This window comes from Nocardia sp. NPDC059240 (assembly GCF_042753865.1).
Taxonomy (GTDB): Bacteria; Actinomycetota; Actinomycetes; order Mycobacteriales; family Mycobacteriaceae; genus Nocardia.
This window is the reverse complement of record NZ_JBHZAC010000008.1, coordinates 454,882-468,852: the sequence shown is the minus strand read 5'-3', so window position 1 is coordinate 468,852 and position 13,971 is coordinate 454,882. Positions and strand designations below refer to the sequence as shown.

The 13,971-nt window shown below is 69.2% G+C and carries 13 protein-coding genes and 1 pseudogene; 9 read left to right on the top strand and 5 right to left on the bottom strand.

The window, feature by feature from the left end; all coding sequences use genetic code 11:
* Nucleotides 1-117: 117 nt before the first annotated feature.
* The 4 genes from ACFXHA_RS29770 to ACFXHA_RS29755 all read left to right on the top strand — a co-directional run bounded on the left by ACFXHA_RS29770 (nt 118) and on the right by ACFXHA_RS29755 (nt 3,626).
* A complete protein-coding gene (locus ACFXHA_RS29770; protein WP_379362270.1) occupies nt 118-1,443 on the top strand; it encodes an aldehyde dehydrogenase family protein in 1,326 nt (441 codons plus the stop codon).
* 86 nt (nt 1,444-1,529) lie between these two features.
* A complete protein-coding gene (locus ACFXHA_RS29765) occupies nt 1,530-1,874 on the top strand; it encodes a DUF952 domain-containing protein (protein ID WP_379362319.1) in 345 nt (114 codons plus the stop codon).
* A gap of 80 nt (nt 1,875-1,954) precedes the next feature.
* Nucleotides 1,955-2,437: a cation:proton antiporter regulatory subunit gene (locus ACFXHA_RS29760; protein ID WP_379362269.1), complete on the top strand. Its 483-nt coding sequence runs from the start codon at nt 1,955-1,957 to the stop codon at nt 2,435-2,437.
* A gap of 4 nt (nt 2,438-2,441) precedes the next feature.
* The gene (locus ACFXHA_RS29755; protein ID WP_379362268.1) at nt 2,442-3,626 is read left to right on the top strand and encodes a cation:proton antiporter; all 1,185 of its coding nucleotides are present in this window, start codon (nt 2,442-2,444) and stop codon (nt 3,624-3,626) included.
* Between the two features lie 75 nt (nt 3,627-3,701).
* On the opposite strand, the pseudogene ACFXHA_RS29750 reads toward ACFXHA_RS29755, so the two are convergent.
* Nucleotides 3,702-4,367, bottom strand: a pseudogene (locus ACFXHA_RS29750) (rhomboid-like protein); the annotation flags it as partial.
* 101 nt (nt 4,368-4,468) lie between these two features.
* Here ACFXHA_RS29750 and ACFXHA_RS29745 point away from each other — a divergent pair.
* The 4 genes from ACFXHA_RS29745 (at nt 4,469) to ACFXHA_RS29730 (ending at nt 8,387) form a co-directional block, all read left to right on the top strand.
* Complete coding sequence (locus ACFXHA_RS29745; RefSeq protein WP_379362267.1) at nt 4,469-5,890, top strand: ethanolamine ammonia-lyase subunit EutB; 1,422 nt, start codon at nt 4,469-4,471, stop codon at nt 5,888-5,890.
* A 286-nt stretch (nt 5,891-6,176) separates the two neighbouring features.
* Nucleotides 6,177-7,175, top strand: a complete 999-nt coding sequence (locus ACFXHA_RS29740; protein WP_379362318.1) for an ethanolamine ammonia-lyase subunit EutC — start codon at nt 6,177-6,179, stop codon at nt 7,173-7,175.
* An 82-nt stretch (nt 7,176-7,257) separates the two neighbouring features.
* Nucleotides 7,258-7,674, top strand: a complete 417-nt coding sequence (locus ACFXHA_RS29735) for a subtilase-type protease inhibitor (RefSeq protein WP_379362266.1) — start codon at nt 7,258-7,260, stop codon at nt 7,672-7,674.
* A gap of 77 nt (nt 7,675-7,751) precedes the next feature.
* The gene (locus tag ACFXHA_RS29730) at nt 7,752-8,387 is read left to right on the top strand and encodes a YdcF family protein (RefSeq protein WP_379362265.1); all 636 of its coding nucleotides are present in this window, start codon (nt 7,752-7,754) and stop codon (nt 8,385-8,387) included.
* Nucleotides 8,388-8,404: 17 nt separating this feature from the next.
* On the opposite strand, the gene ACFXHA_RS29725 is transcribed toward ACFXHA_RS29730, so the two are convergent.
* Nucleotides 8,405-9,994 (bottom strand): Na+/H+ antiporter, encoded by a 1,590-nt coding sequence (locus ACFXHA_RS29725; RefSeq protein ID WP_379362264.1) that lies wholly within the window; start codon nt 9,992-9,994, stop codon nt 8,405-8,407.
* A 129-nt stretch (nt 9,995-10,123) separates the two neighbouring features.
* Nucleotides 10,124-11,092, bottom strand: coding sequence for an MHYT domain-containing protein (locus ACFXHA_RS29720; protein ID WP_379362263.1), 969 nt, complete (start codon nt 11,090-11,092; stop codon nt 10,124-10,126).
* Between the two features lie 354 nt (nt 11,093-11,446).
* Between ACFXHA_RS29720 and ACFXHA_RS29715 the strand changes: the two genes are divergently transcribed.
* Nucleotides 11,447-12,319 (top strand): alpha/beta fold hydrolase, encoded by an 873-nt coding sequence (locus tag ACFXHA_RS29715; RefSeq protein ID WP_379362262.1) that lies wholly within the window; start codon nt 11,447-11,449, stop codon nt 12,317-12,319.
* Here the strand turns inward: ACFXHA_RS29715 and ACFXHA_RS29710 are convergent.
* Both ACFXHA_RS29710 and ACFXHA_RS29705 read right to left on the bottom strand, forming a co-directional pair.
* A complete protein-coding gene (locus ACFXHA_RS29710) occupies nt 12,300-12,635 on the bottom strand; it encodes a hypothetical protein (RefSeq protein WP_379362261.1) in 336 nt (111 codons plus the stop codon). The two genes, ACFXHA_RS29715 and ACFXHA_RS29710, sit on opposite strands and share 20 nt — an antisense overlap.
* Nucleotides 12,632-13,795 (bottom strand): hypothetical protein, encoded by a 1,164-nt coding sequence (locus ACFXHA_RS29705; protein ID WP_379362260.1) that lies wholly within the window; start codon nt 13,793-13,795, stop codon nt 12,632-12,634. Before ACFXHA_RS29705 ends, ACFXHA_RS29710 begins: the two co-directional genes overlap by 4 nt.
* Nucleotides 13,796-13,971 lie beyond the last annotated feature (176 nt).

Genomic DNA, 13,971 nt, shown 5'->3' with positions numbered 1-13,971 from the left:
TTTGGGCTTCCGCATGCCCGTTACCGGCCGGTAAGTTGCCTGGTGCGGCCGATATTCGCCGATTCCTGGCCCATTGGGAGCTGGTCGGCCGAAACCCTCACCCATACGGTGAGATTCATGCGCACAGCGCAAAGCTCAGATGCTCAGGTGCCGGATGCCGGAAAGGTCCGCCCGCCCATGCTCACCGTGATCGCACCCGCCGACGGCCGGGTGGTCGACACCATCGCCACCGAGACGCCCGCCGTGGTGCGGGCCACCGTGGAGCGATTGCGCGACAATGCCGCGCTCTGGCACTCGCTCGGGGTGGTCGGTCGGATCCATTGGTTGACCGTGTTCCGAAACTGGTTGCTGGACAACCGGGATGCGCTGGTCGCGCTGCTGGGGCTGGAGACCGGCAAGACCGAGTCGGAGGCCGATGCCGAGTTCGGCCTGGCCCTCGATGCCCTCGACCACTATCGCGCGCACGGCGCGGAATACCTGGGCGGACGACACCCGCAGGTCGCCCTGCGCCCGGGGGCGGCCATGCAGCTGGCCGTCGCGCAGCCCGCGGGCGCGGTGGTCGGGGTGATCGGGCCGTGGACGTATCCCCTCGCCCTGGCCATCTTCGACGCCGCGCCCGCGCTGGTCGCGGGGGCCGCAGTGGTGGTGAAGCCGTCCTCGGAGACGCCGCTGACCCTGCGCGCGATCACCGCGGGCTGGCACAGCACCGGGGCCCCAGCGGTTTTCGAGACGGTGGCCGGGCGCGAGGCCGGTCCGGCTGTCCTCGATTGCGTGGATTATGTCCGGTTCACCGGGAGCGTGGCGACCGGCAAGGTGGTGGCGCTGCGCGCCGCGGCCCGGCTGATTCCGTGCTGCCTGGACCTCGGCGGCAAGTCCGCAGCGGTCGTTTTGTCCGATGCTGACCTGGATCGGGCCGCCGCCGGCATTGCGCTGGGCGGGCTGGCGAACAACGGGCAAAGCTGCAACTGCGTCGAGCGCATCTATGTCGAAACCCCCGCCTACGACGCCTTTCTCGACAAGCTGGTGACCGAGGCCGCCGCCTTCGGGCCGCTGCTCGGCGACGAGATCGGCATCGGGGTGATGACCTCGGCCGCCCAGGTCGACCTGGTGCTCGATCAGGTGCGCGACGCCCTGCACAAGGGTGCGAGCCTGCGCTGCGGCGGCACCGGCGGCGACCACCTCTTCGAACCGACCGTGCTCGGCGAGGTCGACCCCACCATGGCCGTGCTCACCCAGCAGACCCTCGGCCCGGTGCTGCCGGTGGTGCGGGTCGCCGACGCGGCGGAAGCGTTCGACCTCGCGCGGCGTTCCCCGGCCGGACCGTGCCTGAGCGTCTGGACCGCCGACACCGTGGCCGCATCCCGCGCGATCGGCCGCTTCGCGCCGATCCGGGTCGGCGTCAACGACATCTCACCGCACGTGGCCCGCCCCGCACCGTTCTGAGCGCGGGCCGCGCCACCGTTCCGAGCACGGGCCGCGTCGAGTTCTAGAGTGGACGGGTGGGAAACGAACAGGACACGACGCCGTCGATGCTGCTGCACATCTGCTCCCGGGCGGAATGGGAATCCGCCCGCGCCGCAGGCGAATACCGCACCCCGGACCTCGGCGAGACCGGTTTCATCCACCTCTCCGCGCCGTATCAGGCCCATCTCCCGGCCAACCGGATCTTCGCCGGTCGCACGGATCTCGTTCTGCTGCACCTGGATCCGGCCCGCCTGACCGCGCCGGTGAAGTGGGAGCCCGGTGTGCCCACCGATCCGGACTCCATGCTCTTCCCACATCTCTACGGCCCGCTGACCCTGACCGCGGTGCTCGAGGTAGCCGATTTCCGGCCCGGACCCGACGGCACGTTCGCCCCGCTCACGGCAAGTTGATCTCGTCCGGGACCGATTGTTGATCTCGTCCGGGGACATAGCTCCCGGGGATTCGGGCGGGTTGTCCTAGTCTGGACGGCGTGAACGTCGACGTGACAGCGCTGCCCGGAATCGGTGTACGCAAGGACTTCGAAGTCAGATCGGGCCGACGGATCGGGGTGGTTGCGCACCGGGACGGCGGCATCGATCTCATCGTGTCGCAGCGGGACGATCCGGACGCCTGCCTGGCCCAGGTGCCGCTGACCCCGGACGAGGCCGCCGTGATGGCGAATCTGCTGGGCGCGCCGCAACTAGTGCAGCAGTTGCGAGAGGAGCACTCGGACCTACCCGGGATCACCACCCGCCAGCTCAGCATCAGCGGCAGCTCCCCGTATCGCGGACGCCGCCTCGGCGACACCGGCATGCGAACCCGGACCAAGGCGTCGATCGTGGCGATCATGCGGGCCGGGCAGGTGCAACCGTCACCGGGGCCTGACCAGGTGCTCGATTCGGGCGACATCCTGGTCGTCGTCGGTACACCGCACGGGCTGGACGCGGCCGCTCGCATCCTGGTCGACGGCTGAACCGGTGGATTCGACCGGTCTAGCCCTGTTCGAACTAGGCGCGATCCTCTTCGCGCTCGGCATGCTGGGGCGACTGGCCGCCCGCTTCGGCATGTCGCCGATCCCGCTCTATCTATTAGGCGGCCTGGCCTTCGGTGACGGCGGCATCGTGCGCATGCAGGCCGCCACCGAATTCGGTCACCTCGCCGGTGAGATCGGCGTGGTACTACTGCTGTTGCTGCTCGGATTGGAATACACCGCAGCCGAATTGGTGACCGGATTACGCCGGGACTGGCTGGCGGGTCTGCTCGACATCTTCCTCAACGCGACACCGGGCGTGATCGTGGCGCTCATGTTGGGGTGGGGTGCGGTCGGCGCGGTCACCATGGCGGGCGTCACCTATATCTCCTCCTCGGGCATCGTCGCCAAAGTGCTCAACGACCTGGGCCGATTAGGTAACCGTGAGACGCCGGTCGTGCTGTCGATCCTGGTGTTCGAGGATCTGGCCATGGCGGTGTACCTGCCGATCCTCACCATGATGCTGGCCGGGCTGAGCTTCGTGAGCGGGCTGCGGTCACTGGCCATCGCCCTGGTCGCGATCACCGTGGTACTCGTTGTGGCGCTGCGCTACGGACGCTACGTGTCGAAGATCGTCGACAGTGACGATCGGGAAGTGTTCCTGCTCAAGCTGCTCGGCGCGGCACTGCTGGTGGCGGGCGCGGCATCGGCGCTCAATGTGTCGGCGGCCGTCGGCGCGTTCCTGCTGGGCATCGCCATCTCCGACTCCACCGCGCACGAGGCGGCGAAACTCCTCGAACCGCTGCGGGATCTGTTCGCGGCCATCTTCTTCGTGGCGTTCGGGCTCAATACCGATCCGCGCGCGATACCGCCGGTGCTGGGCTGGGCGATCCTGCTGGCCGTCGTGACCGCACTGACCAAGATCGCCACCGGCTGGTTCGCGGCCTCCCGTCAGGGGATTCGCCGCATGGGCCGGGCGCGTGCGGGTGCGGCGCTGGTGGCGCGCGGCGAATTCTCCATCGTCATTGCCGGACTGGCGGTTTCACTCGGTGGCGTGGACGGGCGGCTGGCCGCCCTGGCCTCCGCCTACGTGCTGATGATGGCCGTGCTCGGCCCGATCGCGGCCCGCGTCGTCGAGCCCGTCATCCGGCTCGTGCAACGCGACCGCCGCATCGACCCCGTCCCGGGCTAAACGCCGGGCCGCCTTGCGCTCTCGCATCGTGACCAGGCGATGCGAGAGCGCCACCGCGATCGCACCCACCGTGAAACCGATGAGCAGCGCGAAGAAATGGCCGTAATCGGTGAAGGTGCGCCCGTGATAGACGCCGTACGCATACCAGATCAGCACGCCCAGCGCCCACAGCCAGCGGGCCGGGCCGCGCAGCCGGAAGGTGATCGCCGCCAGCATGGCCGAGATCCCGTAGCTGGGGCCCACATCCGAGGCGAACGCCACCCGGGTCGGGATCAGATGCTTGTCGAGCTTGTGCGCGATGCCCAGCACGGTGATCAGCGTGGCCCCGACATGACCGATGGCCACCACGAAAATCCAGCGCAGCGAACCCAGCCAGCGTTCGGCCAGCGCCATCAGCGTGACCAGGATCAGGATGTCGCCCCACGGGAAGCCGCCATCGGTCCAGAAGGCCGAGGCCAGCAGCACCTGGATCGGATCCTTCTGCATATTGCGCAGATTCGTCGACGCCGAGAAGATCAGCCGCCGCCCGACGATATCGCTGGCCCCGCGCAGCGTCCACCAGGTGATGAACAGCGTGAACGCGTAGGCGATACACGCCGGCGTGACCGCCAGCAGATCGCGATAAGCCTGCACGGCGCGCCGCAGCCGGTGCGGCTGCGCCCACCAGACGAGCAGGGCGCGTGCCTGTTCGCCGAGGTCGACGGTGCGCAGCCAGGGCGGCTCATAGGTGGCCAATGCCATTACTCGATGGTATCCCGGGGGCGATTCGGCACGCGTAACGCGCATTAATGCCCAGGGAAAGCGGCGGTTACGTCGCAGCAACATGGGTCCGGACGATCGGAATGGTGATGTATCACCAGCGCCTGGGCGGCCACACCTACACCTTCGACGGTCTGGTCGATCTGCTGGCCAAGGCCACCCCGCGCCGCAGCGGCGACGAACTCGCCGGGTGCGCGGCACATTCCGACGCCGAGCGAGCGGCAGCGCAGTGGGCGCTGGCGGAGGTGCCGCTGGACACCTTTCTCGCCGACATGGTGGTGCCGTACGAGACCGACGAGGTCACGCGACTGATCGTCGACAGCCACGACCGTGCGGCGTACCAGGCCGTTTCGCATCTGACCGTGGGCGGGCTGCGGGACTGGCTGCTGGCCGTGGCCGCCACCGCCGACGCCGCGGTCACCCTCGCCGCGGTCGCGTCGGGGCTCACCCCCGAAATGGTCGCGGCCGTCAGCAAACTCATGCGCAATCAGGATCTGATCGCGGTCGCGCACGCCGTGCAGGTGCGGTCCGGGTTCCGCACCAGCATCGGTCTGCCGGGCACGCTGGCCACCCGGCTGCAACCCAACCATCCCACCGACGATCCGCGCGGCATCGCGGCCGCGGTGCTCGACGGGCTGCTGCTGGGCTGCGGGGACGCGGTCATCGGCATCAACCCCGCCACCGATTCCCCGCGCGCCACCGCGGATCTGCTGTACCTGCTCGACGAGGTGCGCCAGCGCTTCGACATCCCGACCCAGTCGTGCGTGCTCTCGCACGTCACCACCACCGTCGGGCTCATCGAGGCGGGCGCGCCGGTGGATCTGGTGTTCCAGTCCATCGCGGGCACCGAGGGCGCGAATTCCGGTTTCGGCGTGAATATCTCGCTGCTGCGCGAGGCCAACGAGGCCGGGCGGTCGCTGCGGCGCGGCACCGTCGGCGACAATGTCATGTACCTGGAAACCGGTCAGGGCTCGGCCCTCTCGGCCGGTGCGCACCTGGGCACCGGCGGTCGGCCCGTCGACCAGCAGACCCTCGAGACCCGCGCCTACGCCGTCGCCCGCGACCTGGACCCGCTGCTGATCAACACGGTCGTCGGGTTCATCGGCCCCGAATACCTCTACGACGGAAAACAAATCATCCGCGCGGGCCTCGAAGACCACTTCTGCGGCAAACTCCTCGGCCTCCCCATGGGCGTCGACGTCTGTTACACCAACCACGCCGAAGCCGACCAGGACGACATGGACACCCTCCTCACCCTCCTGGGCACTGCAGGTTGCGCCTTCGTCATCGCCGTCCCCGGCGCCGACGATGTCATGCTCGGCTACCAATCCCTCGCCTACCACGACGCCCTCTACGCCCGAAAAGTCCTGAACCTCACCCCCGCCCCCGAATTCGCCGCCTGGCTAGACCACCTCGGCATGCTCGACTCCACCGGCCGCATCCTCCCGACCGCCCCGCTCACCTCCCCGCTCCGCGCGCTCGCCGCCAAGGAGGTGGCGGCATGATCACCCGCCCGGACCCTGTGCGCCGCCACCGCGGCGTAGGCAATCGGGCAGCAGCGTGGACGACCATGCGGCTTGCCGAAATCGACTCAGGCCCCGGTCAACTCGTCGGCGACCGCGCCTCCCGGGCCGGCCGCGCGTCGCACGATCGGCCGTCGACCCGAAGCGAATCCCGGCTTACGCCGTGTGATCTACGTTCAGGGATGCGACGCCGCCGGGTGGTTCCGGCATCGGAAGGAGCGCTGTGAAAGGCGACGAGAGCGTGCGGGTCAACGAGCATGCTGACCTCATGGGGGTAGCGGAAGACGTTGCCGCGCAGGAATTCTGGGCGGGGTTGCGGCTGACGACGCAGGCGCGGATCGGGCTCGGGCGGGCGGGGGATGGGTTGCCGACGCGGGAGGTGCTGGAGTTTCGGGCCGCACACGCGGCCGCGCGGGATGCCGTGCACAATCCGCTCGATGTGGACGCCTTGGCCACCGCGGTGTCGGCGCTCGGGGTGGGGGAGCCGGTGCATGTGCGCAGTCGGGCCGGGGATCGCTCCGAGTATTTGCGCCGCCCCGATCTCGGGCGGCTGCCGGGTGCTGTCGAAGTAGTCGCGGCCGATCGGAACGTGGCAGATCGGGTCGCGGCGGCCAATTCGCCTGGGGCGCGGACCATCTGGTCGGGCGCGGGTCTCGGTTGCGGGGACGGCATGGGGATGGGTGCGGCCGGGAGCCGGACGGACGCCGAGGAGGTTCTCGCGGGAGTGCCGTACAGCGGCGCGGACGTGGGATTCGTGCTGGCGGACGGGCTTTCGCCGCGTGCGCTCAGCGATCACGGGGTGCCGATGGTCGCGGCGTTGATGGCGGCGCTCGGGGACCGCTACACCTTCGCGCCGCCGGTGATCGCCACCCAGGCCCGGGTGGCGCTGGGGGATCACATCGGGGCGGCGCTCGGTGTCACCACGGTTCTCGTTCTCATCGGGGAACGTCCCGGCCTGTCGGTCGCCGACAGTCTGGGCATCTACCTCACCCACCACCCCCGCCCCGGCCGCACCGACGCCGAACGGAACTGCGTCTCCAATATTCATCCGCCCGAAGGCCTCACCTATGCCCGGGCCGCCCAGGTCACCGCCGCCCTGGTCGACGGAGCCCGCCGCCTCGGCCGCTCCGGCGTCGACCTCAAGGACACCTCCACCGAACTTCCGTCCGCTGCCACGCCGCTCGTGCTCGACGCGAGCAGCGGTCGGGTGAACGATATCCGCAGGCCTGGACCGTCGCTCGTGCTGGATGCCGTCGATCCCGAGTGAATCCGTGTGCCTCGGAATGAAACATACGGTCCGGTCGGGGCGATCGATGGGGGAGGACCCGTCGTCGAGGAGGTAACCGATCGTGTCTCTCGGTATACGAATGCTCGGTGTAGGCGTCGGTGTGGCCGCGACGCTGGTCTCCGTATCGTCGGCGCAAGCCCAGAACACCGACGACCTACCCGCGTCGGCATTGACTTTGACCGTGGCGCAGGGTGATTCGCTGGAGAGCGCGTCGAGTCAGCGGTCGGTCGTGCTGGTGTGCGCCCCGACGGTACTGGGCACGCATCCGGCCACCGGGTCGGCGTGCGACGAGTTGAATGCCGCCGGCGGCGATTTCGAGAAGCTGCACGGTCGTCCGATGCGCATGTGCCCGATGATCTACGACCCGGTGACCGTCGCGGCCGACGGCATCTGGCAGGGCAGCCCGGTCAGCTACCGGCACACCTACCCGAGCATGTGTGCGGCCGAGAACCGCAGCACCTACGTCTTCGAGTTCTGAGCCCGACCGCCTGTCGCCGGAGCCCGTGGCGGGCGGGTGACTAGGGTCGATCCCATGGTGCGCGAGGTGCAGCCGGGATGAGGGCATGGGGTGCGGCGGTGCTGGCGAGCGCGGCGGTGCTGGTCCCGTTGACCGGGTTCGCCGGTTACACCGTGAGCCGTGCGCGCTCTGCCCCGCGTCCAGGGGTGGACGTAGTGGTCGTGCTCGGCTGCAAACTGCGCGACAACCGGGTCGCTCCCATGCTGAAGCGTCGCCTCGACCGCGCCCTCGAGGTGGTCGCCGCGGAACACGGCCGAGGCGGGACGCCGCTCCTCGTGGTGTCCGGAGGACAGGGCAACGGAGAATCCGTCGCCGAGGCGGACGCCATGGCGGATTACCTGGCGGCGCAGGGCATTTCGCCCGATGCCATCGTGCGTGAGGACCGCTCCCGCAACACCGAGGAAAACCTGCGCTTCACCGCGTGGGAACTGCGACGGCGCGGCATCGACCCGGCCGCAGCGCGGATCACGCTGGTGACCAGCGACTTCCACGTGCTGCGCACGACACAGCTGGCCGAGCGGCTGGGACTGCGCGCACAGGTGACCGGGGCCCGAACCGCACGCCTCCTGCTACGCAAATCGTTCCTGCGCGAATTCATCGCGGTGCTGGCGGCTCCCGCGATCACCACGGCCCGTGCGGTGCGGGGCGAGCGGGATGCGCGGATCGGCGACTGAGACGGCCTCGACGCCGGTCAACCGCCGCTGCCGCGCAGGTCTAGACGCCGCATCACCCGGTCCACGACATCCGGCGGCACGCCCGGTTCCCGGCGGGCCGCGAGCGCTTCGGCCCGGCCCGCCTCGAGCACCTCATTGCTGATGGCGCGAATCTGCTTGGTGAAGGCCAGGGTGCGGTCGGTGTGCATGCGGGCATTGCTGTCGGCGGCCTCCGGATCGGCTTGGGCCAGACGGCGTTCGAACCCGGTGCGCAGCCGCTCGTACACCTCGTCGGGCAACTGCTCGGAAGTGGAGATCTCCTTGAGCCGCGCGAGTTCGGCCTGCAGTACTCGCGTCCAGAGTTGCCGTTCGAGAGCGCGTTCCGCGCCGGTGTCGGCGTGCACCCCGGTCGCGCGCACCACCGCGGGCAGGGTCGGGCCTTGCAGCAGCAGCGTGAACAGCACCACCGCGATCGCCGTGAACAGGATCTCGGTGCGCCCCGGAAACGGCTTCCCGGCGTCGGTGGTGAACGGCACGGCCAGCGCGAGCGCCACCGTGGCCACCCCGCGCATGCCCGCCCACCAGGTGACCACGGTCTCGCGCCAGGTGTACGGCTCGTCCTTGTCGCGGGTGCGCCACCAGGATCGGAAGATCGCGGTCGTGCTCAACAGCCAGATCAGTCGCAGTCCCACGACCACCGCGATCACCACCGCCGCCCCGCCCAGCAGCCGCGGCCAGTGCGGCCCGGCATCGCGCATCACCGTGCTCAACTCCAGCCCGATCAGCCCGAAAGCGAAACCGGTGACCAGCATTTCGGTGATCTTCCAGAACGAGTCGCCCACCAGCCGGTAGTCGCTGTCGCTGAAATCGGTGGCGGCGTCGGTGAGATACATCGAGCACACCAGCACCGCCAGTACCGCGGACCCGCCCCGCGACTCCGAGAGCCCGTAGGCCGCGAACGGCAGCAGCAGACCCAGCGCCACCCGCCACGGCGCTTCGTCCAGCCACTGCATGAGTTTGCTTCCGGCCCAGCCGAACAGCAGCCCGACCGCCACCCCGACCAGCGCCGACAGCAGGAAATCGCGGAATGCGCCCCAGGCCGAGAACTTTCCGGTCACCACGGCCTGGATTGCCGCGGAGTACAGCACGATCGCGGTCACGTCATTGAACAGGCCCTCACCCTCGAGCACCGACACCAGACGCCGTGGCAGTCCCAGTTTGCCCGCCAGCGCGGAGACCGCCACCGGATCCGGTGGCGCGACCACCGCACCCAGCGCCACCGCCGCGGCGATCGGCACGGTCGGATACCAGAGATGAAAAGCCCAGGCCACCGCCACCGTGGTAACGATCACCAGCACCACCGCCCGCAGGCTGATGGCCGCCCAGTTCTCGGCGAACTGCCGCCAGGAAGTGCGGCGCGCGGCCGCGTACAGCAGCGGCGGAAGCACCAGCGGCAGGATGAGTTTGGGGTCGATCTGAATGTGCGGGACCGCCGGAATCAGCGCCAGGACCACCCCGAAGGCCGTCATGAGCACCGCGGGAGCCTGGCCCAGCCGCCGTCCGAGCGGCTGGGCCAGGATGGTCGCGAACAGGACCGCGAAGATCAGCTCCAGCTGGTGGTGCTCCACGGCAGTCAGTTTGCTGCCGATATGCCCGAAAGTCGAACACCCGGTCCGTATTCTCAGCGAACCGGGCGGGCAATTCTCAGTCGGTGCGGGCTCGTGCGCAGGTGGCCCACACGCGGGGAGCGAGCCTTCTCACCCGCGCCGGCCTCGCTGCGGCGGCTGCGGCTGGTGGTCCTGGCGGGCGGCGGGGCCGACCCCAGCCGACTGGTAGCGACCCGGAGCCGTGGCCTCGGTGACCGCGTGCCGTCCCGGCACCGGATAGTCCGAGGCCGGCGGGTAGAGACCGGCGGTCCGGTAGTCGGTGGATCCCGGTTCGTCCTGGCCGGAGCCGTACACGTCATGACCGAAGCCGCGCACCTGACCGGCCGCCGGGGACGGTCGCAGCGACCAGGCCGCAGGCGAATCCGGCTGGGACCGTACCGGTTCCGGCATCATCGCGCGCTCGTCCACCTCGGTGAGCCCCACGTGGATGAGCAGCACCAAGGTCACGATGCTGACGGTGATCATCAGCGGCGCCAGCAACTCCATGGCGGCCGTGCCGTGCGGGGCCGCGGCATTGTCCACGTGGTGCGCGCTCATCGACGCCATGCCGGTGTAGTGCATGCCCGTCACCGCCACGCCCATGATGAGCGCTGCCCCGAGGGTGGCCCAGATCCCCTTGATGACCAGCGTGAACCACAGCGCCACGGTGGCCGCGACCACCGCGATCACCATCGACAGCGTCACGATCGCCGGGTCGTAGTCGATGGTGGCGTCGGACTTCATGGCGTACATGCCCGAATAGTGCATGGCACCCACGCCCAGCCCGGTGACCGCGCCACCCGCGAACAGCGACAGCCGTCCGAAGGGCTCGCGCGCCACGATGAACAGGCCCATCCACACCACCGTCACCGAGATCACGGCGCTGAGCATGGTCAGCGGCACGTTGTAGCGGATCTCCGCGCCGCGAATGGTGAAGCCGAGCATGGCGACGAAGTGCATGACCCAGATGCCGGTGCCGCCGATCGCGACCGCGGCCGCGATCAGCCAGCTGTTGCGGCCGTCTCCCACGCCCGCGCGCGCCGTACATCGCAGGCCGAGCAGCGATCCGATGACGGACATGATGTAAGCCAGGATGGGCGTTACCAACCCAAAGCTGAAGTGGTGAATTTCCAGCACTCGAACTCCATTGCCAGAACAGGGGTTTCGTCATCGGAGAGGTGACGGGGGCACACTACCGGCCGGTATTCGATTTGGGAAATTGAAAGGGAAAGTTTCATCCGTATTGCTTCCGGCTGGCGGATTCCCGCTGCTCGCACCCGTTCGGGGCCTTCGGAATGCACTGTGTGCCTGCGAATTACACGATGTGTCGGCTATCACTCGGTGACCGGTCCACGAACAACTTTCCCCGCCGGGAGAACAGGGGTTCGACGGTAGGCTGCGGCAATAACGCAGTCTCGAAATCAAAGGGGAACGATGACCACGAGGCTAACGAGTTATACGCATGACGGATTGACGTTCGACGTGGTCGACGAAGGTCCGCTCGACGGCACCCCGATCCTGCTGTTGCACGGCTGGCCGCAGACCGCCACCGAATGGGCGCGGCTCACGCCATATCTGCACGAATCCGGTTACCGCACCATCGCTCCCACCCAGCGCGGCTATTCACCGGGCGCGCGCCCCCGTGGCCGGTTCGCCTACCGGATGACCGCGCTGGTCGGCGACACCGTGGCGCTGATCGACGCTCTCGGTGTCGGGCCGGTGCACGTCGTCGGCCACGACTGGGGTTCGGCGGTCGCCTGGTCGCTCGCCGCCGCCCGCCCGGACCTGGTCGCGACCCTCACCTCGGTGTCGATCCCGCACCCCGGCGCCTTCGTGCGTACCGCGTTCACCACCAGCCAGCTGCTGCGCACCCCCTACATGGTGCTGTTCCAGGTGCCGTTCCTGCCGGAGCTGGTGTTGGCCGGACTGCTTCCCGCACTGAGCGATCCGAAGCATCCCGAACGCCGGGAGCGGGCGCTCGCGGCCTCGGGCATGGACGCCGAACAGCTCGACCGCGTCGTGCACGACATCGTCCGCGGCGGGGCGCTGAAGTACTCCATCAACTGGTATCGGGCCATGCTGATCGCCGACCCGCGCAAGGCATTCCGCAAGGTCACCGTCCCGACGACCCACGTCTCCAGCACCCGCGACCACTACATCGTGCCCGAGAACGCGACGCTGACAGCGCACTACGTGCAGGCGCCGTTCACCCACGAGGTCCTCGACGCCACCCACTGGGTCCCGGAGGAGCGGCCCGCCGAACTGGCGGCCGTCATCACCGCCCGGATCAGCGCGTCGGTTCGGTGACCTCGCGCTCGCCGAATTCCGGTGCGACGGGTACGGCCGGCGCGGCGCTCCGATGCGGCAGACGCGATACCGCATACGCCACCACCCGGTAGGCCACGACCGCGGGCACCACGATCAGCAGGATCAGGCGCAGACCCTCGGTCAGCACCGTGACGGCCAGATAGCCCAGGCCGAGGCCGTCCGGCGAACCCAGCCCGTGCCGGGCCGAGAGTGCCGAGAGTGTCTCGCGCAGTGCGAGATACGCCACAATCAAGATCAGTGGGACGCGTACCAGCCGCCATCCGGTCAGCAGCATCGCGGAATCGGGTCGTCTCATCGGGCCACCTCCGGGCCGGAGGTGAGGAAGGCGAGCAGCAGCGCATTGCCGATCGCGCCGGCGGTCGTGAAGCGCAGGCGATCACCGCTGCGCACGGGCAGACCGGCCAGCGCGGCGGTGCGGTACACGCGGGTGAAGAGGGCTTTGTTGCCGAAGGCTCGGGCCGGGGCGAGCGCGAACGCGGTCGCCGACACCGAGATGCCGAGGAGCACCGGCCCGCTGTCGATATCCCCGGGACCGGATGAGCCGCCGCCGTATTCGTGCATCCCGGCGAAGCCGAGCACGCTGCGTTCCTGCCGGAAGAATCCGTCGGCGAACTCCTTCGCGAGGGTCCGATCCGCGAAACCCGCGAAATACGCCGCGAATCCGGTGCCCGAAGCGCGCGGGGCGTCGTGCGGACGCCCGTCGACGCCCATCCGCTGCCACACCAGCCCGGTCGCCTGGTCGATCTGCACCGCCCGCGCCTGCCGGGCCCAATGCGTGAGCACCGCGGTGTGATCGACGCCAGTGACCCGGCCGTGTACGGCGATCGCGGCCGCCACCGCCGCCACATCGGTCGGATAGGCCTCGCCCGGAAGGGTTTCCAGCAGCGCGGTCGGCGAGGCGAGCAGCCGCCGCTCGAAGGAGGCGATGAGCGCGTCTTGTTGGGCGGCCAGGTCGGCGGGGAACGCGGGATCGACCAGTCGCGCCATCCCGAGCGCGAGTGCGGGATATGAGAGGTAGGCGTGACCGTGCGGACTGTCGGGGACGGTGATCCCGTCCTCGCCGTGCCACGCCGCGGTGAATTCGGACCGCATATTCGCCCGCAGGCTCTTGGCCGCGGCCTTGGTCGCGACCGGCGCGTAGCGGTCGCGCCATTCCGGATGCGCGAGCACCACCTGCGCCAGCCCCAGCGCGGTCATCTGATGCGCGAGCAGCCCCCACATGCCGTCGGCATTCCCGGAATGCTGCTGGTCATCGGCCGCTTCGTAGGCCACCATCTCCTCGGCGAGTGCCCGGACCCGGCCCGGCTCCCCGCGATACCAGGCGTCGGCATCGCGCCCGCACCACCACGCCGGGACTACCGCGATGACCAAGGCGGCCACCGCGATTCCGATCACGATCGAGATCCACCGCCGCACGTCGAATGACCGGTCCCCCGGACCGCCCGCACTCCCCATCCCCCGAACCTACCTTCCACCGCGAAACGCCCGGTAATGCCTGTGCGCCCGGTGTCGGTGGTCGGTGGGACACTGGGCGGGGAGCGTGTGCAGTGCTGAGGGAGAATACAGACGTGATCGACGTAAGAGGCAAGAGTTCGAGAGATCGGTTCGGGGCACCGGCGGTCGTATGGTCG

What these genes read in the sequence shown, in the direction of transcription:
- ACFXHA_RS29745 (WP_379362267.1), top strand. Translation starts at nt 4,469, where the DNA reads ATGGTGATGTATCACCAGCGCCTGGGCGGCCACACCTACACCTTCGAC.
- ACFXHA_RS29770 (WP_379362270.1), top strand. Translation starts at nt 118, where the DNA reads ATGCGCACAGCGCAAAGCTCAGATGCTCAGGTGCCGGATGCCGGAAAG.
- ACFXHA_RS29765 (WP_379362319.1), top strand. Translation starts at nt 1,530, where the DNA reads ATGCTGCTGCACATCTGCTCCCGGGCGGAATGGGAATCCGCCCGCGCC.
- ACFXHA_RS29740 (WP_379362318.1), top strand. Translation starts at nt 6,177, where the DNA reads ATGGGGGTAGCGGAAGACGTTGCCGCGCAGGAATTCTGGGCGGGGTTG.
- ACFXHA_RS29710 (WP_379362261.1), bottom strand. Translation starts at nt 12,635, where the DNA reads ATGAGACGACCCGATTCCGCGATGCTGCTGACCGGATGGCGGCTGGTA.
- ACFXHA_RS29720 (WP_379362263.1), bottom strand. Translation starts at nt 11,092, where the DNA reads ATGTCCGTCATCGGATCGCTGCTCGGCCTGCGATGTACGGCGCGCGCG.
- ACFXHA_RS29705 (WP_379362260.1), bottom strand. Translation starts at nt 13,795, where the DNA reads ATGGGGAGTGCGGGCGGTCCGGGGGACCGGTCATTCGACGTGCGGCGG.
- ACFXHA_RS29730 (WP_379362265.1), top strand. Translation starts at nt 7,752, where the DNA reads ATGAGGGCATGGGGTGCGGCGGTGCTGGCGAGCGCGGCGGTGCTGGTC.
- ACFXHA_RS29715 (WP_379362262.1), top strand. Translation starts at nt 11,447, where the DNA reads ATGACCACGAGGCTAACGAGTTATACGCATGACGGATTGACGTTCGAC.